Origin of the sequence: Halomonas sp. A3H3 (assembly GCF_000982975.1) — a bacterium.
Classification (GTDB): Bacteria; Pseudomonadota; Gammaproteobacteria; order Pseudomonadales; family Halomonadaceae; genus Vreelandella; species Vreelandella titanicae.
This window is the reverse complement of the sequence record NZ_HG423343.1, coordinates 4,886,470-4,910,760: the sequence shown is the minus strand read 5'-3', so window position 1 is coordinate 4,910,760 and position 24,291 is coordinate 4,886,470. Positions and strand designations below refer to the sequence as shown.

The 24,291-nt window shown below is 53.0% G+C and carries 29 protein-coding genes; 23 read left to right on the top strand and 6 right to left on the bottom strand.

The genetic code is table 11. The features are described from left to right. The first annotated feature begins 1 nt into the window (after window position 1). The 6 genes from HALA3H3_RS22325 to HALA3H3_RS22300 all read left to right on the top strand — a co-directional run bounded on the left by HALA3H3_RS22325 (window position 2) and on the right by HALA3H3_RS22300 (window position 5,419). Window positions 2-775, top strand: coding sequence for an SDR family oxidoreductase (locus tag HALA3H3_RS22325; protein ID WP_022523774.1), 774 nt, complete (start codon window positions 2-4; stop codon window positions 773-775). Window positions 776-794: 19 nt separating this feature from the next. Next, window positions 795-1,730, top strand: coding sequence for a 3-hydroxyacyl-CoA dehydrogenase (locus tag HALA3H3_RS22320; protein WP_022523773.1), 936 nt, complete (start codon window positions 795-797; stop codon window positions 1,728-1,730). A 30-nt stretch (window positions 1,731-1,760) separates the two neighbouring features. Then, window positions 1,761-2,693, top strand: coding sequence for a beta-keto acid cleavage family enzyme (locus tag HALA3H3_RS22315; RefSeq protein ID WP_022523772.1), 933 nt, complete (start codon window positions 1,761-1,763; stop codon window positions 2,691-2,693). Window positions 2,694-2,705: 12 nt separating this feature from the next. Beyond that, window positions 2,706-3,224, top strand: coding sequence for a gamma carbonic anhydrase family protein (locus HALA3H3_RS22310; protein ID WP_022523771.1), 519 nt, complete (start codon window positions 2,706-2,708; stop codon window positions 3,222-3,224). 82 nt (window positions 3,225-3,306) lie between these two features. Continuing rightward, the gene (locus tag HALA3H3_RS22305) at window positions 3,307-4,371 is read left to right on the top strand and encodes a LacI family DNA-binding transcriptional regulator (RefSeq protein WP_008957891.1); all 1,065 of its coding nucleotides are present in this window, start codon (window positions 3,307-3,309) and stop codon (window positions 4,369-4,371) included. Continuing rightward, window positions 4,346-5,419 (top strand): glycerate kinase, encoded by a 1,074-nt coding sequence (locus tag HALA3H3_RS22300; protein WP_022523770.1) that lies wholly within the window; start codon window positions 4,346-4,348, stop codon window positions 5,417-5,419. The genes HALA3H3_RS22305 and HALA3H3_RS22300 overlap by 26 nt, the downstream gene beginning before the upstream one ends. 49 nt (window positions 5,420-5,468) lie before the next feature. Here the strand turns inward: HALA3H3_RS22300 and HALA3H3_RS22295 are convergent, their stop codons facing one another. The 6 genes from HALA3H3_RS22295 to HALA3H3_RS26400 form a co-directional block, all read right to left on the bottom strand. Next, window positions 5,469-6,008, bottom strand: a complete 540-nt coding sequence (locus HALA3H3_RS22295; RefSeq protein ID WP_053857070.1) for an invasion associated locus B family protein — start codon at window positions 6,006-6,008, stop codon at window positions 5,469-5,471. 1,146 nt (window positions 6,009-7,154) lie between these two features. Further along, the gene (locus HALA3H3_RS22290; protein WP_022523767.1) at window positions 7,155-7,910 is read right to left on the bottom strand and encodes a phosphatase PAP2 family protein; all 756 of its coding nucleotides are present in this window, start codon (window positions 7,908-7,910) and stop codon (window positions 7,155-7,157) included. Between the two features lie 76 nt (window positions 7,911-7,986). Further along, complete coding sequence (locus HALA3H3_RS27185; protein ID WP_199105110.1) at window positions 7,987-8,481, bottom strand: helix-turn-helix domain-containing protein; 495 nt, start codon at window positions 8,479-8,481, stop codon at window positions 7,987-7,989. Window positions 8,482-8,587: 106 nt separating this feature from the next. Next, on the bottom strand, window positions 8,588-8,782 hold the full coding sequence (locus tag HALA3H3_RS27180) for a hypothetical protein (RefSeq protein ID WP_199105108.1): 195 nt from the start codon (window positions 8,780-8,782) through the stop codon (window positions 8,588-8,590). A gap of 806 nt (window positions 8,783-9,588) precedes the next feature. Beyond that, entirely contained in the window at window positions 9,589-10,974 is a 1,386-nt protein-coding gene (locus tag HALA3H3_RS22275) for an FAD-binding oxidoreductase (RefSeq protein ID WP_022523763.1), read from the bottom strand. 406 nt (window positions 10,975-11,380) lie between these two features. Further along, window positions 11,381-11,515, bottom strand: a complete 135-nt coding sequence (locus HALA3H3_RS26400; RefSeq protein WP_231500688.1) for a hypothetical protein — start codon at window positions 11,513-11,515, stop codon at window positions 11,381-11,383. 44 nt (window positions 11,516-11,559) lie between these two features. Between HALA3H3_RS26400 and HALA3H3_RS27530 the strand changes: the two genes are divergently transcribed. The 17 genes from HALA3H3_RS27530 (at window position 11,560) to HALA3H3_RS22195 (ending at window position 24,270) form a co-directional block, all read left to right on the top strand. Next, complete coding sequence (locus HALA3H3_RS27530; protein ID WP_081742528.1) at window positions 11,560-11,766, top strand: DUF2306 domain-containing protein; 207 nt, start codon at window positions 11,560-11,562, stop codon at window positions 11,764-11,766. 109 nt (window positions 11,767-11,875) lie between these two features. After that, window positions 11,876-12,502 (top strand): LysE family translocator, encoded by a 627-nt coding sequence (locus HALA3H3_RS22265; protein ID WP_022523761.1) that lies wholly within the window; start codon window positions 11,876-11,878, stop codon window positions 12,500-12,502. Window positions 12,503-12,545: 43 nt separating this feature from the next. Further along, the gene (locus HALA3H3_RS22260; RefSeq protein ID WP_022523760.1) at window positions 12,546-13,136 is read left to right on the top strand and encodes an O-methyltransferase; all 591 of its coding nucleotides are present in this window, start codon (window positions 12,546-12,548) and stop codon (window positions 13,134-13,136) included. A 107-nt stretch (window positions 13,137-13,243) separates the two neighbouring features. Then, window positions 13,244-13,747, top strand: coding sequence for an arsinothricin resistance N-acetyltransferase ArsN1 family B (locus HALA3H3_RS22255; protein ID WP_238326105.1), 504 nt, complete (start codon window positions 13,244-13,246; stop codon window positions 13,745-13,747). A 167-nt stretch (window positions 13,748-13,914) separates the two neighbouring features. Beyond that, complete coding sequence (locus HALA3H3_RS22250) at window positions 13,915-14,319, top strand: DUF1801 domain-containing protein (protein WP_022523758.1); 405 nt, start codon at window positions 13,915-13,917, stop codon at window positions 14,317-14,319. A 52-nt stretch (window positions 14,320-14,371) separates the two neighbouring features. Next, the gene (locus tag HALA3H3_RS22245) at window positions 14,372-15,592 is read left to right on the top strand and encodes a winged helix-turn-helix domain-containing protein (protein WP_238326104.1); all 1,221 of its coding nucleotides are present in this window, start codon (window positions 14,372-14,374) and stop codon (window positions 15,590-15,592) included. 217 nt (window positions 15,593-15,809) lie between these two features. Then, complete coding sequence (locus HALA3H3_RS22240) at window positions 15,810-16,610, top strand: coiled-coil domain-containing protein (protein WP_022523756.1); 801 nt, start codon at window positions 15,810-15,812, stop codon at window positions 16,608-16,610. Window positions 16,611-16,714: 104 nt separating this feature from the next. Next, complete coding sequence (locus HALA3H3_RS26975) at window positions 16,715-16,867, top strand: hypothetical protein (RefSeq protein ID WP_022523755.1); 153 nt, start codon at window positions 16,715-16,717, stop codon at window positions 16,865-16,867. Window positions 16,868-16,885: 18 nt separating this feature from the next. After that, entirely contained in the window at window positions 16,886-17,683 is a 798-nt protein-coding gene (locus HALA3H3_RS22235) for a M48 family metallopeptidase (RefSeq protein ID WP_022523754.1), read from the top strand. 66 nt (window positions 17,684-17,749) lie between these two features. After that, complete coding sequence (locus tag HALA3H3_RS22230; protein WP_022523753.1) at window positions 17,750-18,976, top strand: GGDEF domain-containing protein; 1,227 nt, start codon at window positions 17,750-17,752, stop codon at window positions 18,974-18,976. 9 nt (window positions 18,977-18,985) lie between these two features. Beyond that, window positions 18,986-19,387, top strand: a complete 402-nt coding sequence (locus HALA3H3_RS22225; RefSeq protein ID WP_022523752.1) for a DUF2784 domain-containing protein — start codon at window positions 18,986-18,988, stop codon at window positions 19,385-19,387. A 53-nt stretch (window positions 19,388-19,440) separates the two neighbouring features. Continuing rightward, on the top strand, window positions 19,441-20,829 hold the full coding sequence (locus HALA3H3_RS22220; RefSeq protein WP_022523751.1) for a CHAD domain-containing protein: 1,389 nt from the start codon (window positions 19,441-19,443) through the stop codon (window positions 20,827-20,829). Window positions 20,830-20,917: 88 nt separating this feature from the next. Beyond that, window positions 20,918-21,124 (top strand): ParD-like family protein, encoded by a 207-nt coding sequence (locus HALA3H3_RS22215; RefSeq protein WP_022523750.1) that lies wholly within the window; start codon window positions 20,918-20,920, stop codon window positions 21,122-21,124. Then, on the top strand, window positions 21,117-21,908 hold the full coding sequence (map, locus tag HALA3H3_RS22210; RefSeq protein WP_022523749.1) for a type I methionyl aminopeptidase: 792 nt from the start codon (window positions 21,117-21,119) through the stop codon (window positions 21,906-21,908). Before HALA3H3_RS22215 ends, map begins: the two co-directional genes overlap by 8 nt. Window positions 21,909-22,105: 197 nt before the next feature. Continuing rightward, the gene (locus HALA3H3_RS22205; RefSeq protein ID WP_022523748.1) at window positions 22,106-23,419 is read left to right on the top strand and encodes a S8 family serine peptidase; all 1,314 of its coding nucleotides are present in this window, start codon (window positions 22,106-22,108) and stop codon (window positions 23,417-23,419) included. Window positions 23,420-23,488: 69 nt separating this feature from the next. Further along, entirely contained in the window at window positions 23,489-23,728 is a 240-nt protein-coding gene (locus HALA3H3_RS22200; protein ID WP_022523747.1) for a hypothetical protein, read from the top strand. Between the two features lie 56 nt (window positions 23,729-23,784). Beyond that, window positions 23,785-24,270 carry a VOC family protein gene (locus HALA3H3_RS22195; protein WP_022523746.1) on the top strand — a complete coding sequence of 162 codons (486 nt, stop codon included), beginning with the start codon at window positions 23,785-23,787 and terminating at the stop codon, window positions 24,268-24,270. Window positions 24,271-24,291: the final 21 nt, after the last annotated feature.

The window sequence follows — 24,291 nt, the reverse complement described above, 5'->3', positions numbered from 1 at the left end:
TATGACCGTTGTAGAAAGTTTAACGCCACGCCATGGCCTCAGAGTGCTGATTACCGCTGGTGCCAATGGTATCGGCTTAGCAATCGCTAAGGCCTTCCAGGAGGCGGGCGCACGAGTGCACGTTTGTGATATCGACACCCAGGCCTTGGCCTCGCTGCCGGAGGGCATCTCACACACTGTGGCGGATGTCAGCAAAGAGGAAGACGTCGACCGGCTGTTCCAAGATGTCGTCTCTCTGGGTGGGCTTGACGTCGTCGTTAATAATGCTGGCATCGCAGGGCCCACTGCGGGGATCGATGAGATCGATAATGACGCCTGGACCCGTACTATCGACATCAATCTCAATGGTCAGTACCGGGTTGCTCACCGCGCGACGCCGTTACTGAAGGAAAGCCAGGGGCTGTTGATCAACTTGGCATCAGTCGCAGGTCGCCTGGGCTTTGCATACCGCACTCCTTATGCCGCCAGCAAATGGGCTGTCGTCGGACTGACTAAGAGCTTGGCAATTGAGCTCGGCCCAGAAGGGGTGAGAGTCAACGCAATTCTACCTGGCATCGTGCGTGGACCGCGTATCGAAAAGGTCATTGAAGATCGTGCGGTCAAGCGTGGGCTTAGCTATGCCGAAATGGAGCAGGAAAATCTTTCTAAGATATCTATGCGACGCATGGTTGAACCCTCCGACATAGCGTCTATGGCCCTGTTCCTGTCGGCACCTGGTGGTTCCAATGTTTCAGGCCAGGCGCTGAGTGTCTGCGCCAACGTTGAGTCTTTGTGACTGATATAGGAGCAGCCTCATGACAGCACGTATAGGAATTATCGGCGCAGGCTTGATTGGCCGGGCTTGGGCCATTGTCTTTGCACGAAGCGGGATGTCTGTATGTCTCTATGATGTTGATGCTAGCGCTCTCAGCCAAGTCCGAGACGGCATTCGGCAGTCTCTTCAAGACTTATTTCAGGCTGGCCTAATTGAAGATATTGAGGTTCCGCTATCTCTCATCCAGACAGAAAACAATCTGGCGCATGCTATGAGGGATGTTGAGTACGTTCAGGAATGTGGGCCAGAAGACATTGATGCCAAACGACGTATCTATTCAGAACTTGAGTCGGTGGTGGCCATAGATACCGTGTTGGCTAGCTCTACCTCCGGCATCGCCGCGTCTCGGTTCACAAACCATCTGAAACACCCTGAGCGCTGCTTAGTAGCACATCCCGTCAATCCGCCTTACTTGATTCCACTCGTCGAAGTAGCCCCATCACCAGACACTTCGGAAGCAGCGGTGAACCGCACCATGCAACTGATGGAACAGGCTCAGCAAACCCCGATACTGGTTCGGAAGGAAGTCCAAGGCTTCATTCTCAATCGTTTGCAAGGCGCATTGTTGAACGAAGCGCTACGCCTGTTTCGCGATGGCTATGTTTCCGCTGAGGATCTGGATAAGACAGTTAAACACGGACTTGGCCTGCGTTGGTCGTTTATGGGGCCTTTCGAGACCATCGACCTCAATGCGCCTAATGGAGTCGTCGATTACGGCCAGCGCTATGGGCCACTTTACCGCGATGTCGACCGTCAGCGCAGCGATGATGACCCCTGGGATACCGCAACCCTGGCTGCCTTGGGCCAAGAACGCCGGTCACAGCTACCTTCCGAAGGTCTAGCTGAGCGACAAGCTTGGCGCGACCGACGCCTAATGGCGCTGATGGCTCATCAGCGCCATATCGATACCAAATAACTTTTTCACTTTAACTAGGAGAAACTTCTGATGGCTAATAAACGTAAAGTCATAATCACCTGTGCAGTAACCGGTGCCATCCATACGCCCTCCATGTCGCCACACCTACCGGTAACACCTGAAGAGATTGCCGAGGCTGGTATCGCTGCCGCTGATGCAGGCGCTTCCATACTTCACCTTCATGCCCGCGATCTCGATAACGGTAAGCCCACACAAGATCCAGCTGTCTTCGAGCGGTTTCTACCGCGTATCAAGAAAGCTACCGACGCGGTCATCAACCTTACCACTGGTGGCAGCCCTCACATGACCGTTGAGGAACGTATGCGGCCAGCCATGGAGTTTAAGCCTGAGCTTGCCTCTATGAACATGGGGTCGATGAACTTTGGGCTTTTTCCCATGCTTAACCGATATGAGGATCTCAAGCACGATTGGGAGCGCGCCCATCTTGAGAATAGTCGCGACTTAGTGTTCAAGAACACTTTCGCTGATATCGAAAAGGCCATGACACTTGGTGCAGAGAACGGCACTCGCTTTGAATGTGAATGCTACGATATTGGCCATCTTTACAATTTACGCAATTTGATGGATCGCGGCATTATTAGTGGAAAAGTCTTCGTGCAGAGTGTGTTCGGCATCCTGGGCGGTATCGGCCCCCACCCCGAGGATGTTATGCATATGCGCCGAACCGCCAACCGCTTATTCGGTGATGACTACGAGTGGTCAGTGCTGGGTGCCGGAGGCAACCAGATGCGGATTGCTGCTCAGGCGGCAGCCATTGGAGGCCATGTTCGCGTCGGCCTTGAAGACTCACTATGGCTTTCTCCGGGCAAGTTAGCCGAAAGCAACGCAGCACAAGTAGCCAAAGTACGCGAAATTCTCGAAGGCCTTTCCTTTGAAATAGCAACGCCCGACGAAGCACGCGAGATACTTCAACTTAAAGGTGGCGACCAAGTCGGCTTCTAGGGAGAGTACTTAATGCCAGTATATCGACTCGAAGGTAACGTTCCCGAGATAGCGCCAGATGCCATGGTGATGGAAGAAGCTACGCTTATCGGGCGTATTCATCTTGCTCACGAAGTCTCTGTCTGGCCTGGCGCAGTGCTACGAGGGGATAATGAACCTATCACCGTCGGGGAAGGCAGCAATCTGCAAGATGGCTGTGTGATACATACCGACCCTGGTTACCCGGTCGACATCGGCTGTCAGGTGACCGTAGGGCACCTAGCCATGTTACATGGTTGTAAAATCGGCGATGGCGTACTGGTGGGCATGAACGCAACTTTACTCAATGGCGCAGAAATTGGTGATCATTGCATCATAGGTGCCGGCGCTTTGGTCACCTCGGGCAAACGATTCCCTCCACGCTCGTTAATTATGGGTGTGCCCGCTAAGGTGGTCAGAGAGCTAACCGATGATGAAGTGCAAGGAGCATTAGATAACAGCAAAGTTTACGTGAAAAAGATCGACCAGTATCGGTCTCTTGAAAAGGTTTGAGAGTGAGTACGGTAAGTCACTGCCTTTGGTTCTGATGAATCGGGCTGTATATGATCTAAACGGCCCTCTGGGAGCGTGATGCATGAAAAGAAAATCCGTAACCTCCCGCGATGTGGCGAAGTTAGCTGGTGTGTCTCAGTCAGCAGTGAGTCGCAGCTTTTCAGCTGATGCCAAGGTGGCGGAGAAAACGCGCAAAAGGGTGCTGGAGGCAGCCCGGGAGCTAGGATATCGCCCCAACTCCATTGCGCGCTCGCTGATTACCAGATCGAGTCGTACCATTGCTGTAGTGGCTTACAGCCTCGAAAATCCTTTCTACAGTGTCATGCTGGAAAAGGCGTCACGCTACTTTCAGCAACAGGGCTACCATCTTCAGCTTTTCTTTGCTCCGTCAGATAACGGTTTCGCTACGGTAATTGACGACATAATTAGAAGCCAAGTCGAGGGGGTGCTGATGCTGGCGATAACCATGGATAGCGCCCAGGCAGAGGAGGTGGCGAATTTTGGTATTCCTTTCGTTGTCATCAATCGTACTGTCAATTTTGATGGTATAAGCCAAGTCGGCAGTGATAACTACAGCGGGGGGTATTGGGCAGGTCACTACCTTTCCTCCCTTGGTCATCGCCGTATTGCCTATCTGGCAGGGTTGCCAGACTCTTCCACCGACCTCCAGCGGCAAGCCGGCTTTCTGAAAGGACTTGCCGATGTGGGTGTGGATTGCTATGCGATGGAGGTCGGTAACTACCGGTACGCAGATGCCTGCCATGCAACGAGGCGCCTGTTTGCTAATTCAACACCACCGGATGCGCTGTTTTGTGCTAACGATCTGATGGCAATCGCTGCTATTGATACCTTGCGGCATGAATTCGGGCTTGCAGTGCCTGATGACGTATCGGTCATTGGTTTCGACGATATACCGATGGCGGATTGGCCGAGTCATTCCCTGACAACCCTGAAACAGCCGGTGGAATTAATGGTCTTGAAGGCTACTGAGCTACTGATGGCACAAATCAATCAGATCGACATTAATACGGAGCACATCATGCTCCCGGTAACGCCAATGCTGCGAAACAGCACCCGCCGCTCGGCACGCCATCCTAAGGAGAACCTAGAGGAGGTGAGCGATGCACATCATCCTAGCGCCAGATAGCTTTAAAGATGCTCTCTCGGCTAGCGAGGCCGTCAGCGCGATCACTGACGGTATTTGTAGAGCTTTACCATCTGCACAGTATGATGCTTGCCCGATGGGCGATGGTGGGGAAGGTACTTTGGATGCTTTGATTGACGCTACAGGAGCGGAGCGGCATTACCAGACGGTGCAGGGACCTTTGGGAGAACTTCGTCAGGCAGCGTGGGGCTGGCATCCCATTAATTTCACAGCATATATTGAACTGGCTGAAGCGTGTGGTCTGCAGCACCTGACTCTTCTGGAGCGCACGGCACTGCATAGCTCCACCCATGGGGTAGGTGAGCTGATTATCGCCGCTCTGAACGCGGGTGCTAAGCGCATAATACTCATGCTAGGGGGGAGTGCGACCAACGACGCGGGTGCAGGCATGCTGCAGGCTTTAGAGGCAAGATTGCTTGATGACCAAGGACGACCTCTGTCGCCCGGTGGGGCGGCTCTGATCAATCTTGCTCAAGTGGAGCTTGATGGACTTGATTCGCGTCTGTCTGAGGTGATCGTTGAGACCGCCGTGGATGTAGATAATCCGCTGGTCGGTGAGCGCGGTGCCAGTGTTGTATTCGGCCCTCAAAAAGGCGCTAGCGAAAAAGATGTCGTCATATTGGATGCTGCACTAGCACATTTCGCCAGCAAGGTGGCTGAGACTCTGGGAAATGACTTCCGTGAATTACCCGGTTCAGGGGCTGCTGGAGGGATGGGGTTCGCGGCACGCACCTTTCTCGGGGCGGAGCTGTGTCCAGGTATTGAATTGGTGATGACCCAGGTCGGGTTTCGACAACGACTTGAGCTTGTCGATTTGGTCATTACCGGCGAGGGAAGGCTAGACGGTCAAAGTATGGCAGGGAAGACCCCAATTGGCATTGCCCGCTGCGCACGGGAAATGGGTGTTCCAGTAGTTGTGTTAGCGGGTAGCCTCGGTGAGGGATGGCAGTTGGCTTATGATGAAGGCGTAACCTCTGTAATTGCCACCACGGCAGCAGGCGTAAACATACGCCTGCTGGCAACGGCTTAGTAGGCTTGCCGGCCCTTTTAGCCGGCTTTGTCGGGCAAGGCCCCTAAGATCAGGGAGCGATGCGGGTACTAGCATCGGTAAAGCCGATCAGCGAAATATCTATGTCCATGCGTTCACCGCGTGGACTAATCATGCTGAGGGTTGCTGTATTGCCACTGCGGAGTTGCTGCAACATCGACGACTCAATGGGCACGTCAGCACGGCACCCTTGCTCTTGGCATACCTGATAGGGGAATTGGACTGGCTCAGCGTTATCCACACTGAATTGCAAGCCCGGGGCCAGACGTACCCCTAGCGGCACGAAGAAGCTCATCACCGGGTCATCGATCTGAGGCGGGTAGTCAAGAATTACCTGCATCAAGGGTTGGTCGCTGTCAGGTTGAGTGATCAATTGCGACATCGCACAAGGGCTCGGGCCCTCGGCACTACGCTGGCAACGGACTTCCCAATCCTGGAACGACTCGGTAGTGACATCATTACCGGAGGCTGCCCCCGGTTGTTGTTGGCTGAAGGCATTGGGAGACAGCACCAAGAGCGATAATAGCCCCATCCTGCATAGGTTTTGAGTAAGAGAGTTCGGCATTGGCATAACCTCCTGTTGGTTCGCTGATGGTGGATAATAATACTCACCATGCCTGCTTGTTCGCTTGAGGTCGAGCCCTTGATTTACGAGAGCGTGGTTGGGCGGTTTACCTTCCTCTCCACCTCGTTTTCCTGAGCGTTTTTTTATTTAAGGTAAATATAGACTTTATTTGTGAAACCATTCGCTATATAGGCGAGTTCCGGAGTGGCGATTAAGGCTTACACAGGACGCTAGGCAGGCGTGTTGCTGCGTGTAGCGGTGCAACTGCTCATGGGTCTCCCTAAGCTGAAAAGCACCGTCAGATATCTGCCGATATAAATCTGGCATTATACTCTGAGCAATATTTTTATATACCTAGGCTGTATTTATATGCCCGCTTACCTTTGCAGTTTTTATTGGCGTGGTTTATGCAGTGGTCAATTAAAAGTGAAAGGCAAGAGCGTGAAGGGGCTGTTTGAAATTATGTAAGGTAACAAAGTTTCGTTCTATCAAAAGTAACTCCTAACACTACTGCATTTTGCTATTAGTCTTAGCAGTGAGCGGTAGTGCTGAGTTAGGCTCGCTTAGTTACCTAGTACGTTGGTTTCGCTTTTCTTTGATGATTTAGCAGCTTTCTTTTCTTTGGCTGTTAGAAGGGGTTTCTTTTTAGTGTCTTTTTTACTGTCTTTTCCTTTGCTCATGCTATTTGCCTCTATTAATCCATTAGTTGACCCGTTAAGCTGTATGAAACCAGCTTCCGTGAGCTGATGTTAGCGCATAAAGTGTCGACGCGCATTGTATATAGTTAATACTCTGCTAAAACGTAAAAGCTGGCCTCACCCTGGCCATATGAAATCTTCAGGAAGTAGACAGACTGTACCTTGCTCCACTACAAGCTAATTCTTTGTTTCTATAGGGTTAAGCTTATTTGTTAGCTGTGACTAAAGTTATTTTTTTGTCCGATAATTGAACCGAGCAATATTCTACGCTGGCTTTTAAGCGGCTATTTTCCTCCCAGAACGCCCAAAAAGCGCTGATTTTGCAAGTAGTGCACTGGCGTGGCTGGCTGGTCTGGATGTCATCAGCCCCTTTTAATCGGCTTCAAGCTAAATATTCGTTCTTCCAGGTGGCTGGGCAACACCCTCTGTGTTACCCAGCGCTGTTTGAGCCACGTTATTCGATGCTGGAACTGCTCTCTTCCGGTTCTAACTGCCCATGCCGCTGAAGCCAGTGCATCACGATCCAGCACAGTGCTGCCCAGCTAGCCCCGGCCGTCCAACCGGCAAGTACATCGGTCGGCCAATGAACCCCAAGGTAAACGCGGCTTATGCCCACCAGCAAGGTCAGCAATATCGCCAGTATCAAAAGGTAAGCCTTTAGCCTCAGCGCGGGCTGTACGCGAATGAGTAGCGCTGCCAGGGTGAGGTAGGTCACGGCAGACATCATTGAGTGGCCGCTGGGAAAGCTCGCGGTATAGACCATAGCTTCATGAGGCACGAGATCGGGGCGAGGGCGGTCAAAGCCCAGCTTCATCACAGTGCTGAGAAGTATGCCACCGGGCACCGCGATTGAGGCAAAGAGAGCCGCGCGATAGTGTCTGGCAAGTAACAGGTAGCCTAGGGCGCCCAATGTGATGAGTACCAGCACGCCGACACCGCCCAGTGCGGTGAAGTCCCGGCCCATTTCCTCAACCCAGCCTGGCCCGATCGGGTCGCTAAGATCTGCGGGGTTGCGAAGGGCGAGCAGTAGGCTCTCATCGATGCTACGGGTGTCCCCCTCGATAACTTCGTCGGCCAGCGCGACGAACCCCCAAATTCCACCGGAAAGTACCGCGACGCATAGCAGCATTGCTAGTTCGTAGCGGCCGAGCCGAGCCAGTAGGGAAAAGCTTTTGCGCCCAACTTGTCCAAGTTTTTCATGGTGCTTCATTTGCAACTCCTTTGCTTTGAGAAGGGGTACGCAGCGCCAATTCTGACGTTTTGACACGAGAAGTTTGGCAGGATAGTCAGACATTGTCGCCGAAGATCTTGCGCCAGTCGCGGGGGCTGACCTGATGGCGCTGCCTGAAATGTTGCCAAAACGAAGTTGCCGTGTGAAAGCCGCTTTTTTCCGCAATGGCTTCTACCGACAAGGAGGTGGTTTCCAACAGCTCGCGCCCGCGCCGTAAACGCTCGTTGACCAGCCACTCTACGACCGTCATTCCGGTGGCTTTATGAAAATGGCGCGTAAAGGTTCGCCGACTCATGGCCGTTCGGGCGGCGAGTTCGTCGATAGTGTGCGAGGAGGCCAGATGTTCGCGCAGGTAGTCGAGCAGGCGATTGATATGGGCATCCTGGGTGGAGACGGCAACCGGTTGTTCAATGAACTGTGCCTGCCCACCTTCCCGATGCGGCGGAACCACCATGACGCGGGCAATCTTGTTGGCGATCTGCGCGCCGTAATACTCGCGCACCAGGCACAAGCAGCAATCCATGCCAGCGGCCGTGCCCGCCGAGGTCACCAGTTGATCCTCCTCCACGTAGAGTGCATTGGTGACCAGCTTGACCTTTGGGAATCGGGCTCTGAAGTCCTGCTCAGCAATCCAGTGCGTTGATGCCCGCCTGCCATCAAGCCGCCCGGCATAGGCTTAGGGCATAGGTGCCGTAACAGAGCCCCACCACATGGGCGCCCCGGTCATGACAGCGGACGAGCGCCGCAACCAACTCGGGTGGCGGGGCTTCGTTCAGGTCATGCCAGCCAGGCACCACCGCAATATCCACACTATCGAGCAGCTCCAGACCGCCGTCGGGTCTTACCGTCACTACTTGCTCGCTTTCTGGCGGCTCTCCCGGCATTGCTACGATGGAGAGGTCGAACAAAGGGTGCTTGGAATAGCCCTGCGAGATGTGGCCACCTCATTGCCGCCTTCAATGCACCACGGATGGAGGGCGGTGTTTGGGAGCCGGGTCATCCATGTAGGATTCCCGCTCGAATCGACGTGCAGGAACTGAGCAGAATGGGTGCTCTCGCAGTTTTTGATCTTAGCGCCAGAGCTGACGCTAAGGTGGTATTCTAAAAACTCACTTGTGAACGGAGTTAACTCAAAGACTGCTTCTGGACGATATCTGAAGGAATACAATTCGGTCGTTTCTTTATATGCGGCGCCTTGCCCTCCCTAACGCCCTATGAAGAAGGTTATGCGTAAAGAATTTCCGTAAACTTTTCTATGCATTGGAATGGTGGGGACATGACTCTTCATCATCGACAGCCAGGCTGGACTAATCATCTTAGGAGTCTCGTGTTGGACTTGTCCTGACTAATCTGTGTCACTAAACTTTCCCACCCCTTACCACCATCCGCTTGGGGCCATACCATGGAGCGCCTTTTCATTTCTGGGATCCTCGGTTCAGGACGTCCTAATGAAAACGTCATGAAGAAGATCGGTGAAACGTGGAAAGCCTGGAGAATCAAGGGCCATGTTCTTGTCTCAGAGAAGCTTTCTCATCATTGGCAAGCGCTGGACGACTTCGAAGGAGCAGAGTGCCAGCGCAGGTGAACAACCGCGACGCTTTCAGGGGGTTGCACAGTTTGAACTCTAAAGCTTATAGCGCTATGACGCGAAATGCATTCAGGTCGGGAGGATATTCTGGTTGATACGGAAGAGGTTTGTCGGATCGAACTTCTTCTTGAGCGCCACCAGCCGCTCATAGCTCGCTCCATAGGCGAAGGCAGTGCGGTCAGCTTCATCTCCGGTCAGAAAGTTGACGTAGGCACCTCCACTGGCATAAGGCTGTGACCGGTTGAAGAATTCACGCGCCCAGGCAATGCAGCGTTCATCCTCTACGGCCGTCTCCCAACGAGCATGCACGTTCATCACATAATTAGCATCACGGTTCGAGTACGCCATCGCTTCGGGTTGCACTCGGCCTGTTTGACCGCCTATCGTGGCAATAAAAATCTCGCACTGTGAAGACGGTAGGGCACCAGCGTATTCGATGATAGCATCGATCGGCTCTTCTGCCAGCGTCGAGAAATTATGAGACTTCCAGTAGTTGCGTGCCCCTGGCGTTAACAGTGGGTCGAACGCTTTTTGCCAGTCGATATATGGCTGCACACCGATATGCTCGCCGTATGCGTTACCAAACCTTCTAAGCGGTTCGATGTGTTTCTCGCCTTCTAAGGGGTCGCCTGCGTAGCAAATGGCAAGAGCGACAATCTCTTTCCCGTGTACTGCCCCGGCCAGGAAAGGCAAGGGGGGCGCCTTGCGCGTCACCATCCACACGTTGAGTTCGTCTGGCATCGTCTGCGTGAAGCGGGCGAACTGTGTGATGATCGATTTTGCTTCGTCGAAGGGAAAGACGATAAGACCGCATAGAACATTCGGGCCTACCGGATGCAATTGGTACTCGAAACGGGTAACGATACCGAAGTTACCGCCTCCACCGCGAAGCCCCCAGAAAAGGTCGTCGTTTTCCGATTCACTGGCATGCAACTGTTGGCCATCGGCGGTAATGACGTCCATGCCAAGCAGGTTGTCGATGGTCATGCCGTACTTTCGGCTTAGCCAACCGAATCCTCCTCCCAAGGTCAGACCGGCCACACCCGTGGTGGAGTTGATGCCCAGTGGGGTAGCAAGACCATACGCTTGGGCAGAGGCATCGAAGTCCGCCAGGTTGCAACCTGGCTCGACGTATCCAAGGTGAAGTTCTGGATCAATGTCTACTCTCTTCATTTGCGAGAGGTCGATCATAACGCCATCGTCGCAGGCAGAGGTGCCTGCAATGTTGTGACCACCGCCGCGCACGGAGAAAGGGAGATCGTGCCGGCGTACGAAGTTTAAGGACTGAACAACATCGTCAGGTGAAGTGCAACAGGCAATCATGGAGGGTCTGCGATCAATCATGGCATTCCATATCTGACGCGCTTCCTCGTATTGTTTATCTTCTGGAAGAATCACGCTTCCTGAAAAATTGGTTTTGAACTCCTCTATTGCGGTTTGTGAAAGTTGGTTCATGACGAACACCTTGAGGTATGCCCAGGGCAAGGTTCATACGAGGGGCCGCCGGGCGGGTAAGTGAGGAAAACTACCAAGCTGGCGATTATCCCCAATCTTCACAGCGACCCTTTGATTGGTATTTCGTCAGTGGATAGATACAGTATAGGGAGGTCTGTCAAGAGTTTCTCTTTTTTCTTCGAACGATCCATTAATCATCATGGCCTGACCACGGTTGATTATTGATAAGTGGTTATGGTGTTTTTTGATAGATGCAGACCTTGCCTGCAAAATTTTGGTTAATTTCGACCCACCAACTTGCTCTTGTTATTGAAACGTCAAGGCTTTCTTGAAGTTAGCTCCTGGCCGATAACAATCCCTCCCTCCAAAGCCCCAAGCTTCCACGAGAAGCTGGTTTCACCAATAGCTAATCCTCTTCCATCACTTCCTCGACCCATTCCACCCACGTCTCGGTAAGGCGTTGGCCAAGCCTCAGCGTGTGCCAGGGAGCGCGCTGGACGGGCGTGAACGTCTCTGGGTTGCTAAACCACTCTCGTTCTATGGCAGCGTAGGTCGTTAGGCGTTCCTTGAGCTGGTGGTGGCGTTCTGCCGCTGATAGGTCACTTTAGACCGATTCATCTGCTTTCGTTGTGGGTGTTAGTAGCTCTTGCCGTTGCAGTGGTGGCTATCCTCAAGGGCAGGATAGAGCAGCATCGCAGTTGGATGGTTGGCGCCTATCTGGGGCTAGTCGGTGCTTTTGTTGGTTCCCTGGCGCTGGGACGCTGGATCGCCGCTCAGCTGGGTATGTGCTGATGGTTAAAAGCAAGAATGATAGCTAGAGCCGCTTAGCTTCTAGCAGAGCACTCCAATCATTGTTGAGCTTATGCTAACTTAGCATTAACAACCTGTGAGGTAGCTTTCCATGTCTATTGAAATCTGGTTCGCCTTTGCCCTGGCGTCGGTGGCATTGCTCGCCATCCCTGGGCCAACGATTCTGACCGTGGTCAGCTACTCTATCGCCCAAGGTAGGCGCGCCAATATTCCGCTTGTTGCTGCGGTGGCATTGGGTGATTCAACGGCGCTGCTCTTTTCACTGCTTGGCTTGGGAGCGGTGTTAGCCACCTCGGCATTCTGGTTCACTGTGATCAAGTGGATCGGCGGTTTATACCTTCTCTATATGGGCATCAAACTATTGCGTGCCGGTATATCCTCTGTGCAGCCGGTAACACCGGCGGTATCAGGTTCGCGCTGGAAGCTTTTCACCAATACCTATCTCGTTACTGCGCTCAACCCGAAGGGCATTATCTTCTTCGTCGCCTTTTTGCCGCAATTCGTCAGCCCGAACGCCGATGCTGGGCAACAACTGTGGATACTTGCGATCACGTTTGTGGCGTTGGCAACGCTTAATGCCACTCTCTACGCCGTATTCGCAGCATCGGTGCGCAAGATGCTGGCATCGCGTCGCGCCCAGCGTCGCTTCAACTTGGTTGGCGGAACGTTACTCTCTTCGGCGGGTGTCTGGGCACTGCTTGCTAAGCGACCTGTATAAGCAAAAGACGGTAAATTGGATGTGTTCGTATCGGGAGACAACTATGAGTGAAACCCTTCAAGAACTGCTAACGGAACTTGAGCAATTTGGCCAACAAAACGATGCTGCTATTTCTGAGCGCCCAAGACGAATGCTCAATATCACCCGTGATACGGGGGAGTTCCTATCGGTACTAGTTCAAGCAACCAATGCTCAACGAGTGCTGGAAATTGGCACCTCGAATGGGTACTCCACCTTATGGCTGGCTCAGGCAGTGCAGAGGGTTGGTGGGCACGTTACCACTGTTGAGCTTTCCGAATACAAGCTTGAGATGGCCGCGAGAAATTTTGAGCGCTCAGGCCTCTCTGATGTCATCACTCAGCAGCGAGGGGAGGTGGGTGGGCTTCTTGAAAGCCTGGACGATGCCTGTTTCGATCTGCTCTTTTTAGACTCAAAGCGCTCTGATTATGTGAATTGGTGGCCGAATATCCAGCGAGTTTTACGCAAGGGCGGACTGCTTGTGGTGGATAACGCCACTTCCCATGCAGATGAAATGGCTGATTTTATGGCGCTGGTATCGGCAGATCCTGATTTCACCACGTGCACTGTACCTGTTGGCAATGGCGAGTTTCTGGCAACGCGGTGCGGTGGTTAGAGGGCGGCTCTTATTGCGGCTTAGCTTGGCTTAAACGGCACTCTAGCTGATCACGAAAGCGGAAGTTGAATTATGTTAATCAGTGAACGTAAACCGTCAGAATATAAATGGAAAAAAACATGATCAGAGATGCCGTAAAGGGTGATTCGGAAACCATAGCGCACATTTATAACCACTACATCGAAAATACCGCTATTTCATTTGAAGAAAAGCCAGTATTGGGTTCAGACATCCAAGGCCGGATTGAAAACGTTCAGGGGGCAGGTTTGCCTTGGTTGGTGGCAGTAGAAGAGGGTGATGTGGTGGGCTATGCCTACGCTACCAAATGGAAAGAGAGAAGCGCCTATCGATTTTCAGTTGAAGTCAGCGTCTACCTTTCCAATCAGGCGCACGGTAGGGGCTTGGGCGCAAAGCTGTACGAAACGCTCTTTTCCACGCTCACAGAGTGCGGTATTCATGCGGTGATGGGCGGTATCACGCTTCCCAACCCGGCCAGCGTTGCACTGCACGAAAAAATGGGCATGAAAAAAGTGGCCCATTTTGAAAAGGTAGGGTTTAAGTTCGATCAATGGCACGACGTTGGCTATTGGCAGCTAAATCTGACTAACTGATAGTAACTCAACATGCTGAAAGCAAGGTTGATGTAATTAGACACTATGGACGTAACTCAGAATGGTGGGAGCCGGCATGTTGAGACTATCGTGGAACGATGGCCTTTCGGTTTGGTGTGATAGATGAATTTTATGCCTCTCGCTGCTAACCCTGGAGTAAGTTTAACGTGAATCCAGATGTTCAGGCTAAGTTTGAAAGCTACCCGAAAGGCGCACGGTTGCAGCTTGAGAGCGTGCGACAACTCATTCTGGCAGTAGCTGCTGAAGATGAGCTTGGCGATGTCGAAGAAGCGCTTAAATGGGGAGAAGCTAGTTATCTTGTCAAAGGGGGCACTACCATTCGAATCGACTGGAAACCTAAAGATCCAGACGTCATTAAGGTATTTTTTCACTGCCAAACATGTTTGATTGAAACGTTCAAAGAAATATATCCTGATGAATTTGAGTATGAGGGTAAGAGAGCTATTGTGCTCCCTCTGAGTGTGAATATCGAACAGGTTCCGTTAAGGCATTGCATCGAGTTGGCTCTGAAGTACCACAAGCTTAAGCGCTTGCCGCTTCTAGGCGTGTAGCCATTGGGTAAAGTGCAAACTTGTACTGTTAATGACGAGCTTCGAGGCAAGTATGACAATCACTGAAATTAAACGCCCACAAGAGCTGTCGCGCTTACGTCGCCTTGCTCTGGCTGCGCAAGGTTTGCTGCAGAATAAGCCTTATGGACGTGGCTTAGCCGGTGCCCGTAAAGCGATTAACCACCTGGGTTATGTTCAGATAGACACCATATCTGTGGTGGAACGAGCCCATCATCATGTTATTCACTCCCGAGTACCAGGGTTTGAGCCACACATGCTGAACCAGCTGTTGATCAATAAAGACATTTTTGAGTATTGGTCGCACGCGGCTGCATTTTTACCCATTACCGATTTTCGCTTTTCCTTGCCCTACAAAAACGCTATCAAAAGTGGGCAAACGCATTGGTTTAGATCACCTGATAAAAAGCTCATGGGAGAGTTGTTGGCTCGCATACGTTCAGATGGCCCGCTGCGGTCTCGAGATGTAGGGGCTAGCAGCATCAAACGTGCAGGCTGGTGGGACTGGAAGCCCGCCAAAAAGGCACTTGAACAGCTGTATATGCAAGGCGATCTGATGGTCAGCGACCGCGACGGTTTTCAAAAGACATATGATCTAACCGAGCGGGTATTGCCATCTCACGTAAATTTACAGATGCCCTCCATGGAGGAGTATGCGGCGCACCTTGTAGACCAACAATTGAGCTGTCATGGGTTTGCTTCACTCAAAGGGCTGACCTATCTGCGCCGAAATACAGAGTTACGCAAAGCTGTGAATGCCCTGGTAAATGAAAGGTTAGCGCAGGGTGATTTAGAGAGAGTGAAAGTGAGCAGTGGCGATGTATTTATATTGGAAAGGGGAGCGCTCGAACGCCCTCTTCCTCGTTTGAAAGAGCGAATGTTGATTCTTTCCCCCTTCGACAACAGTGTCATTCAGCGGGAGCGGCTCAGGGCGCTGTTTCAATACGACTATCAGCTGGAATGTTATGTGCCCGAAGCCAAGCGTCAGTATGGTTACTTTTGCCTGCCGCTACTTTATCGCGATGCATTTGTTGGCCGGATGGATTGTAAAGTCCATCGCAAAACCAGTCACTTAGAGATCAAGAACTTATATTTCGAGCCACACCCTTTTGATGAACATAGAGTCGTTACTGCTTTTGTGGAAGCCATCGTTCAGTTTTGTCATTTTCAAAAATCTGACTCCGTCTCTTTGAATGCAGTCCAACCTGAACACCTGACTCAGCGGTTGCGCAGCGCGTTAAAACCCCTGGGGTGAAAGGATCTAGGCAGGGGTGGGGTATCTAAGCTAGGCGTTGCTATTGGAAAAATTTTCCTCGGAGCCATGGCTTCAGGTACATGAATGTGTTGAATGATCGTTTCTAGCCGAATCAAAAACTTTCCTCCATATTAACAACGGGGCAGATGACGGCCTGCTGACGTAGATACGTTAGCTGCTATATTAGCGATAACGCTTAAGCGAGAGGATTGCACCAATGACAGGGACAAATAAACCATCAACGATAGCATTGTTGAGCGATAACCGGGTAAAGGTGCTCTTGGTCATCGCGATTATTGCGGTGGTCTGGGCCGTGGTGGCGCACACCATTGCTGGGTCGCGGGGAGACAGTATGGATGCGCTCGAAGCGCGTCTGGCTGAAACTGAGCGGGAGCATCAACAGATTCAGGCGGAGATGTCTGAGGTTGAAGCCGCGGAGCTTGATTTAGCAACACTGCAGCAGAGAATGAGCGCCCTTGAGGTTGAGCAAGCTGATGCTGAAGCCGAGCTAGCTTCGACGCGAGCAGATATTTCCCACGCTGAAGAAGATTTGAAGGCTTTACGGGGCGAGCGTGAAACCCGCGAAGAAGAAGTGGAGACCCTCAATGAGCAGGTCGACGAACGGCAGAGCAGCCTTGAAGAGCTGAATGAGAACTACGCCGAGGTAGAAAAAGAGAAAGAAGAGGCCGAAGCCGCCCGCGATGCCGCTCAACAGTCTCGTCAAGACGCAGAAGACGCTCGCAGCGAGGCTGAAGCAGACCTTGAAGCGCTCAACACAGAGATTGAAGAGGCCGAAGCCGCCAGCGATACCGCGCAACAGGCTCGTCAAGAGGCAGAAGATGCCCGCAGTCAGGTTGAAGCTGACCTTGAAGCGCTAAATACTCAGATAGAAGAGGCCAATAACCAACTTTCAGCGGTCGGTGATCGGGTAAGTGAGTTAGAAACAACGCGTGATGCGCTCACCGTTGAAATCACTTCGCTCGAAGTGATGCGCGACGAAGCGCAAACGCCTGAGTGATTTACAGCCTTAACGAATAATACCTCGCAGCGAAGAACTCTAGGCGTGTCTCCCCGTTACTTTAACGGGGAGGTTCTCGAAGATATCTACTGCTCCGACAAGGAGTGGTAGGTTCGCTAGAGCTTCATACTGAGTTGGATTATGTCCGCCTGTTTGTGGCCTACGATAACGACCGGCACCTTGGGCTGGGTAGCGTTGATGAACGCGACGAGCGCCACGCCTGCGAAGCGCCTTACACTCTACTGCACATTTCTTAATCCAGGCGATACTATCCGATGCATCGGCGATTTCTGTTACCTCTTTTTCTTTTGGGGTTGCTGGCCTCTTTGGCTGGCTGTGGGGAAACGCCCACCGGGCGCTCCCAATTGGCGTTAGTACCGAACGCGTTAATGGCTGACATGGGAGAAGATGCCTTTAATCAGCTGCGCAATAGCCAGCCGATCAATCGCGATACGCAGGCTAATCAATTAGTGCAGTGCGTGGCCGAAAAAGTGGTGGCTGGCGCTAAGGCGAGCTACCCAGGGCTCGCTTTCCCTGAACGCTGGGAAGTGGTGGTATTTGAGGATGCTTCCCCCAATGCGTTTGCTCTGCCGGGTGGACGCATCGGGGTGCATAGCGGGCTACTGCGAGTGGCCGAGACGCCAGCCCAGCTAGCGGCGGTGATTGGGCACGAGGTGGGGCATGTGTTGGCGGATCATGGCAATGAGCGGCTTACCCAGCAGCTTGGCATTAAAGCCATGTTATTGGTGGTGGGGTTATTAGGGGAAGAGGAATTTGGCAACCAGCAATTGATGCAGGCCTTGGGTATCGGTGCCCAGTTGGGCATTAGCCTGCCTTTCAGCCGCACCCATGAGGAGGAGGCCGATTTGATGGGCTTGGAAATTATGGCCCGTGCGGGGTTTGACCCGCAGCAGAGCGTGACCCTGTGGCGCAACATGGCTGCTAGCGGTGGTGGTCAGCCCCCTGAATTTCTTTCTACGCATCCTGCCCATGAATCGCGCATTCGGGCATTACAGCAAGGGCTGGAAAAGGCCACGGCCAGCTATCGTACGGTTACGCCTGCTGAATGTTGAGGTGAGTGGCATCGCGTTATTGATAAAATAAGAAAAATTGCCACGTGACGTCGGGAGTGTGGGGCTGTGCCATTACAGAAACAACAGTATCAGGTGCATGGGTTAACCGGGCAGTTTTGCGATGCCAGCCGTGAGTTGATGTATCGCCGCTCTATCCAGGAAAGCGTGCGGCTTGAGTTTAGCTTTGCTGTGAGCGTTGCGGCATGTGTCTTTGGCATGTTCGCGATTGCGGATTACTACCTGCTGGGCCTTACCAGGGAGTTCTATCTGCTGCTTACCATGCGAATAGTGGTGGTGAGCATTTGCCTGTTGGTGGCACTCGTTGTGCGGCGCTGGGGTGGCAATGATTACCGTGCTTGGTTGCACGCCTTACCGCTGTGGGTATTTGCCACGGGCATTATATTGATTGTCCCCCTACGACCCGAAAGCCTCCCCACTCAAATCACCGCGGTGGTGGTGGCTACCATGGCGTTTTATCTTCTGATTCCCAATCCGCTAACAGTCGTGACAGCGGCCAGCCTCTATTTAAATATTGGCTTTTTAGTGGCTGCGGTGCTGTTCGCAAGTCTTGCCCCGATAGCGACGCTACTGGTCGCACTGTTGCTGATTATGGGCAGCGTTGTAGGGTTTTTCGCCCTGCTGCGCTTGGAATGCCTGCAGCGTAAGCAATATACACTGCTTCAAGAAGAGCGAGAGAATAACCACCAGTTACACAAAGAGATCGCGCACCGAAAATCACTGGAAGAACAGCTGAGGGTAGTCGCTGAGCAGGACGCGCTGACCAGCCTGAATAATCGCGGCCATTTTATAAAACTGGCTAAAGATCTGTTGCAGCACTCGCAAACCCACAAGGTGCCATTCAGCCTGTTTATGATCGATGTGGATCACTTCAAACACATTAACGACACCTGGGGGCATAGCCATGGGGATTGGGTGCTAACCAAAATTGCCGAAGTCTGTGCAGAATCGCTGCGCCCAACGGATGTGATAGGACGTTTTGGTGGTGAAGAGTTTGTTGTCGCACTCCCAGACACCAGCTCGAGCGATGCGCAAATGGTAGCAGAGCGTTTGAAAAAGAAGGTGGCTGAACTTTCGTTAACAGAAGAGATGGGCAAACTGCGCCCAAGCGTCACCGTTGGCGTGGCGGCTACCGATTCAGAGGAAGCCGATCTGGAGTCTTTAATTAAACGAGCGGATGAGATGCTTTATGTTGGCAAACGCGCTGGGAGGAACCAAGTCGTCGTCTGCAGCGATGTCGTCGAAGCACCAGATTCACCCGTTGGCAGCAAGTAGCGCTTTCCTATGCCCCCATCACTGCTGCTAATGCTCGCCGACACCCTTTTAATTCTCCACGTGCTGTTTGTGGCCTTCGTGGTGTTAGGCCTGGTCGCCATTTACGCAGGCTACTTCTTCAGCTGGCGGTGGGTTCGCAATAGAACCTTTCGTATCATGCATCTATGCGCCATAGGTTATGTGGTGGTTCAGGCTTGGCTTGGCGTGGTTTGCCCGTTAACCACCTGGGAAATGGCGCTGAGGGCAGAGGCAGGCGCCGTCACCTATTCGGGCTCGTTTATTCAGTACTGGCTGCACAGCCTGCTCTATTTCACTTTGCCGGAGTGGGTGTTTGTGGTGGTGTACACGCTATTCGGTAGCCTGGTGTTGGCCAGTTGGTTTGTGGTGAAGCCTCGACAGCACTCTCCCTAGAAGATGGGCGTGTACTAAACTTTGCGTATCATACTGTGCTTGGGAGCGAACCCATGCGGCACCTATACCTAATGCGGCACCTATACCTAATGCGGCACGCCAAAGCTAAACAGCCCAGTGGCGACATGACCGACCACCAACGGCCGTTGCGAAAGCGTGGTAAACGTCAGGCAGCGGCGATGGCGCATGTGCTTCAGCACTGGCAAGCGTTAGAAGGGGGGATTTACGTCAGTACAGCGGCTCGCACGCGGGAAACCTTCGATGAGATCGCAGGCCAACTGCCTGATTATACCCTGGTCAACCAGGTTCACTTCGATGAAGACCTTTATACGTTCGATGGTGGCGGGCTGCAGGCTTGGCTCGAATCGTTGCCAAACGAAGCCGAAAGAGTCCTGGTGATTGGGCATAACCCTGCGCTGCATGATCTGGCTCGTTGGCTCGACAAGGCTGCGCCGCATTCACTGCCCACCGGGAGCGTGCTGCATTTCACGCTGTCCGGCTCTTCTTGGAAAAGCGCGGGGCATAACGGAGCCAAACTGGCAGGGTTCCTGACCCCGGAAGCGGCCAGCTATCCTCTTTTTCAGCGCCTTGCCCCCCAACCACCTAAACGCAATAACGACACCGCCAGCCGCATGCGTGACATGATGGAGCACCAGTATCAGATGATCCGTGCCTTGGAAGCCGGTGTCATCGCAGGCATTGATCCTGAGTTCCTGCACCAGTACCGGGTTAATCTGCGTCGTAGCCGGGCAGTGGGTGAATCCGTGCGCGCCATTACCCGAGTGCCTGGCCTGAAAAAGATGCTTAAGCGGCTCAAGCAACGTGCCCAGGCTACCAGTGACCTGCGTGATATTGATGTGTTTCTGGAGGATATGGCCAAGACGCCCCCGCCGCTCACTTCTGGTAGTCGCCAGGGATTGATGCAGTGGCTGCAGGATTGCCAGCGGGAACGCCACCAGGCGCTGTGCCAGCAGTTAAGTGCACCGGCGTATGCTGAGGAGATGGAGGCATGGCAGCACTTTATCGCTTCCGATGACGTTGGTAAGGCACTTTCGAAACTGACGCCAAAGCGTATCCGTACGGTACTGAATGAGCGTATCGCACGCCACGATGAAGACCTGGCGGCACTCTCGTTGGATACCCATGACACCGGGTTCCATGAACTGCGTAAGGGCGTGAAGCGGATTCGCTACCTGGCTGATCTGAATCCAGAGACCCCTGAGCCGTTTCTGTCCCAACTGAAGTACCGCCAGCGCCTGCTCGGGGAGTATCAAGACCTGTGTTCCCGCCAGGCCTGGCTGGATGCCTTCGTCGCAAACCCCGATAACGACTCGCAGCAACAGCAGGAGTGTGTTCAGTGGCGCGATTCGTTAGAGAAGCCGAAGCTTGTGCTGCGCAAAGAAGTATTGGCGTTGGAACCTCTGGCCAACGTGTCCCCGTAACAACGTAATCAGGTAGCCTTGCCGCCAATCGTTACGCAATATATGATTCGTATATATTCCATATTCGTTTCATATATTGGGTGGTGTGATGGGTATCGTTAAGATCAATGACCAGTTGCATGAGGATATTCGCAAGGCAAGCACTGTCATGGTGCGCTCAATCAATGCCCAGGCAGAGTACTGGATAAAGGTGGGCATGCTGGCTGAGGCCAATCCGGGAATGACCTTCTCTGACATCATGCGTGAGCAAATGAAACAAGCCGACGTTGAAGTAAGGAAGGTGGTCGGTGAGTGAGCTGACGCTGAAAAGCGAGGAGGAGTTGCGTTTGATGCGGGAAGCCGGACGGCTACTCGGATTGGTGTTCAGCCATCTCGACCAACGGATAGCGCCCGGCGTATCCACCATGGCTATTAACGATTGGGCCGAGCGCTATATCGTCGATCAATTGCAGGCTCGCCCGGCCAGTAAGGGGCAATACGATTACCAGTACGTATTGAATGCCTCAGTCAACCACGTGGTGTGCCATGGCATTCCATCCGAGAAGCAAATGCTCAAAACAGGCGATATCGTCAATGTCGACATTACCCTGGAGAAAGACGGCTTTATTGCTGACTCCAGCAAGATGTATCTGATTGGCGATGTGACTCCCTATGCCAAGCGACTGGTCGATAAAACCTACGAGGCCATGTGGCAAGGAATACACGCGGTCAAGCCAGGTGCCACATTGGGTGATGTAGGCTACGCAATTCAGCAATATGCCGAAAAACACGGATACTCTGTCGTTCGTGAGTATTGCGGCCATGGAATAGGTCGCGAAATGCATGAAGAGCCGCAAGTGCTGCATTACGGGAAGAGAGGCAGAGGCCTGGCGTTGAAAGAAGGGATGGTGTTTACCATCGAGCCCATGATTAATCAGGGCAGGGCCAAGATAAAAACCAAGCGGGATGGCTGGACGGTGGTGACCAGTGACAAGAAATTGTCTGCTCAGTGGGAGCATACGGTAGCGGTCACATCCTCTGGTTTCGAAGTGCTAACACTCCGCGATGACGAGTGCCTCCCTACTGAGATTAACCCATAACGGCCATGATCTATCCTCCTTCGTTTAAGCGCCCTGTATGTTTAAGGGCCGTAGCCTGAAATCGATCTGGCGAAGCATATCAGGTGCGTTAAGCTGAAATGGTGGATGTGGCATAGCTAGGCATGCTTTCCCTTGCATGGTGTCTATGATTCACCTATTCCATATCGCTTACCAGCTAAATGAAAAGGATGTCTACGATGGCGAAAAAACCGACAGGTAACGGAAAAGGCAGTACGCCAGCGGGTGAGTTACTCGCCACTGTTTCATGCGGCACCGAAAAATTGCTATTGGCAGCCTTAGAGCGGGGCGGCAGTTGCCTTGAAACCGGGCGCTTTCTTATTAGCTATCGTGAGGGGCGGGTAGAAGAGGGCATTAAGTCGCTAAAAGCCCAGAAATTTCGCATCGCTGATGCGCGGGATTTCACCGATCAAGCCATTAGCCTGGAAGATGCCGGAGATGCTGAGGCAATGGTATTTCCAGAGATTGGAGTAGCGCTGGTAGGCGGCGATGCCCTACAGCAGCATGGCATGAGTGCGCTGGGTAAAGTAGCCGCGGATAGTCCCATCGAAATTATTGAGCCAGAGTATTTCGCCTTTTCTGAAAATTCTGAATATCTACGGGGTTTTTTGCGGGCAGCCAGCACCATCGCTCGTGATCTTGGCGTCGAGCTGGATTTGGAAGAAGGCGAAGAGAACCTTGAAGAGGACGCCCTTCGGCCAACTTGGGGGCTAAAACGCTGTAAGGTGCCGCAAAGTAGCTGGAGTGGCGCGGGTATAAAAGTCGCCGTTCTGGATACCGGGATGGATCTTGGCCACCCGGATTTCGAGGGTAGGGAGTTCGTTACCCGCTCATTCGTCGGGGAGCCGGTGCAGGATATTAACGGGCACGGTACTCACTGTATCGGCACGGCCTGTGGCCCCCAGGCGCCCGGTGAAAACACTCAGCGTTACGGGATCGCGTATGAGGCGCAGGTCTTCGTCGGCAAGGTGCTGACCAACTCGGGCAGCAGTACCGGGGCGGGCGTTCTCGCTGGCCTAAACTGGGCCATAGCCAACCGGTGTGAAGTGATCTCGATGTCGCTTGGCAGCCAGAGCCCGGTGCAGGCCGCCTACACCCATGCTGGTGAAGCGGCGCTGCGTAATGGGTGCCTCGTTATCGCTGCAGCGGGAAATTCTGCAACCAATACAGGGGCGCCTGCCAACTCGCCTACCGTGATGTCGGTGGCGTCTCTCGATCCGAACCTGAAGCCTTCCAGCTTTTCCAATCATGGCAAGATCGAAATTGCCGCGCCTGGGCGCGATATCTTCTCCTCATGGCCCCGGCCCACTCGCCATAAGACGATCAGTGGCACCAGCATGGCGGCACCACACGTGGCAGGCTGCGCGGCACTGTGGGCACAGTCTGATGCCTCATTACGGGGAAGGAAACTGTGGCAACAGCTAGTGGCTTCGGTGCAAGAGCTGCCATCGCCTGAATCCCGCGTGGGAGCTGGGTTGGTACAAGCGCCTTGATGTTGGGCGACGCACTGGGCAGGCGCTCCTTTCAGGCCGGCCAGTGCACTTACTAGGGAGGTACGCCAGATGTCAGCGGTAGCGCTATGGTTGATCACTATTTCCAGCGATCAACCGATAAATGAAATGGCCACACGTCTCAGCGCTGAAGGATTAAATATCCAGGAGGTGCTGGAGGAGATCGGTTGCATTACCGGCTCGGCTGACGATGCCACGGCGGAACGGCTGAAAAAGATCAAAGGCGTAGTGGATATAGCGCCTGATATGCAGATCGATATGGGGCCACCGGGCTCTGAGGAGACTTGGTAAGCGCGGTAAATATTTCACTGAGCTTGATGACGCGATGGTTTTAGTGGAGATGTGATATGGCAACCCCCGCAAAGAACACTGTTTGCCTTTGGTACGATGGTGGCGCAGAAGAGGCAGCGCGCTTTTACGCTGATACCTTTCCTGATTCGTTTGTCAGGGCGGTTCATCACGCACCGGGAGACTTTCCATCGGGTAAGCAGGGGGATGTATTGACCGTCGAGTTTACCGTGATGGGCATTCCGTGCCTTGGGCTCAACGGCGGGCCTGGGGTTACGCACAATGAGTCGTTCTCTTTTCAGGTCTCAACGCATGACCAAGCCGAAACGGATCGCTATTGGAATGCCATTGTTAGCAATGGTGGCAAGGAAAGCGCCTGTGGCTGGTGCAAGGATAAATGGGGACTATCGTGGCAGATAACGCCTGCTGTGCTGATTAAGGCCGTTACCAATCCCGATCCTGCCGTCGCTAAGCGCGCATTCGACGCGATGATGCAGATGAGAAAAATCAACATCGCGGACATTGAGGCGGCGCTTCACGGTTGAGATAGGGTGGGTAATACTGCT

What these genes read in the sequence shown, in the direction of transcription:
- HALA3H3_RS22200 (WP_022523747.1), top strand. Translation starts at nt 23,489, where the DNA reads ATGTCAGCGGTAGCGCTATGGTTGATCACTATTTCCAGCGATCAACCG.
- HALA3H3_RS22295 (WP_053857070.1), bottom strand. Translation starts at nt 6,008, where the DNA reads ATGCCAATGCCGAACTCTCTTACTCAAAACCTATGCAGGATGGGGCTA.
- HALA3H3_RS22240 (WP_022523756.1), top strand. Translation starts at nt 15,810, where the DNA reads ATGACAGGGACAAATAAACCATCAACGATAGCATTGTTGAGCGATAAC.
- HALA3H3_RS22260 (WP_022523760.1), top strand. Translation starts at nt 12,546, where the DNA reads ATGAGTGAAACCCTTCAAGAACTGCTAACGGAACTTGAGCAATTTGGC.
- HALA3H3_RS22315 (WP_022523772.1), top strand. Translation starts at nt 1,761, where the DNA reads ATGGCTAATAAACGTAAAGTCATAATCACCTGTGCAGTAACCGGTGCC.
- HALA3H3_RS22265 (WP_022523761.1), top strand. Translation starts at nt 11,876, where the DNA reads ATGTCTATTGAAATCTGGTTCGCCTTTGCCCTGGCGTCGGTGGCATTG.
- HALA3H3_RS22205 (WP_022523748.1), top strand. Translation starts at nt 22,106, where the DNA reads ATGGCGAAAAAACCGACAGGTAACGGAAAAGGCAGTACGCCAGCGGGT.
- HALA3H3_RS22225 (WP_022523752.1), top strand. Translation starts at nt 18,986, where the DNA reads ATGCCCCCATCACTGCTGCTAATGCTCGCCGACACCCTTTTAATTCTC.
- HALA3H3_RS22320 (WP_022523773.1), top strand. Translation starts at nt 795, where the DNA reads ATGACAGCACGTATAGGAATTATCGGCGCAGGCTTGATTGGCCGGGCT.
- HALA3H3_RS22195 (WP_022523746.1), top strand. Translation starts at nt 23,785, where the DNA reads ATGGCAACCCCCGCAAAGAACACTGTTTGCCTTTGGTACGATGGTGGC.
- HALA3H3_RS22235 (WP_022523754.1), top strand. Translation starts at nt 16,886, where the DNA reads ATGCATCGGCGATTTCTGTTACCTCTTTTTCTTTTGGGGTTGCTGGCC.
- HALA3H3_RS22275 (WP_022523763.1), bottom strand. Translation starts at nt 10,974, where the DNA reads ATGAACCAACTTTCACAAACCGCAATAGAGGAGTTCAAAACCAATTTT.
- HALA3H3_RS22255 (WP_238326105.1), top strand. Translation starts at nt 13,244, where the DNA reads ATGGAAAAAAACATGATCAGAGATGCCGTAAAGGGTGATTCGGAAACC.
- HALA3H3_RS22215 (WP_022523750.1), top strand. Translation starts at nt 20,918, where the DNA reads ATGGGTATCGTTAAGATCAATGACCAGTTGCATGAGGATATTCGCAAG.
- HALA3H3_RS22300 (WP_022523770.1), top strand. Translation starts at nt 4,346, where the DNA reads ATGCACATCATCCTAGCGCCAGATAGCTTTAAAGATGCTCTCTCGGCT.
- HALA3H3_RS22310 (WP_022523771.1), top strand. Translation starts at nt 2,706, where the DNA reads ATGCCAGTATATCGACTCGAAGGTAACGTTCCCGAGATAGCGCCAGAT.
- HALA3H3_RS22245 (WP_238326104.1), top strand. Translation starts at nt 14,372, where the DNA reads ATGACAATCACTGAAATTAAACGCCCACAAGAGCTGTCGCGCTTACGT.
- HALA3H3_RS22325 (WP_022523774.1), top strand. Translation starts at nt 2, where the DNA reads ATGACCGTTGTAGAAAGTTTAACGCCACGCCATGGCCTCAGAGTGCTG.
- HALA3H3_RS22290 (WP_022523767.1), bottom strand. Translation starts at nt 7,910, where the DNA reads ATGAAGCACCATGAAAAACTTGGACAAGTTGGGCGCAAAAGCTTTTCC.
- HALA3H3_RS22220 (WP_022523751.1), top strand. Translation starts at nt 19,441, where the DNA reads ATGCGGCACCTATACCTAATGCGGCACCTATACCTAATGCGGCACGCC.
- HALA3H3_RS22305 (WP_008957891.1), top strand. Translation starts at nt 3,307, where the DNA reads ATGAAAAGAAAATCCGTAACCTCCCGCGATGTGGCGAAGTTAGCTGGT.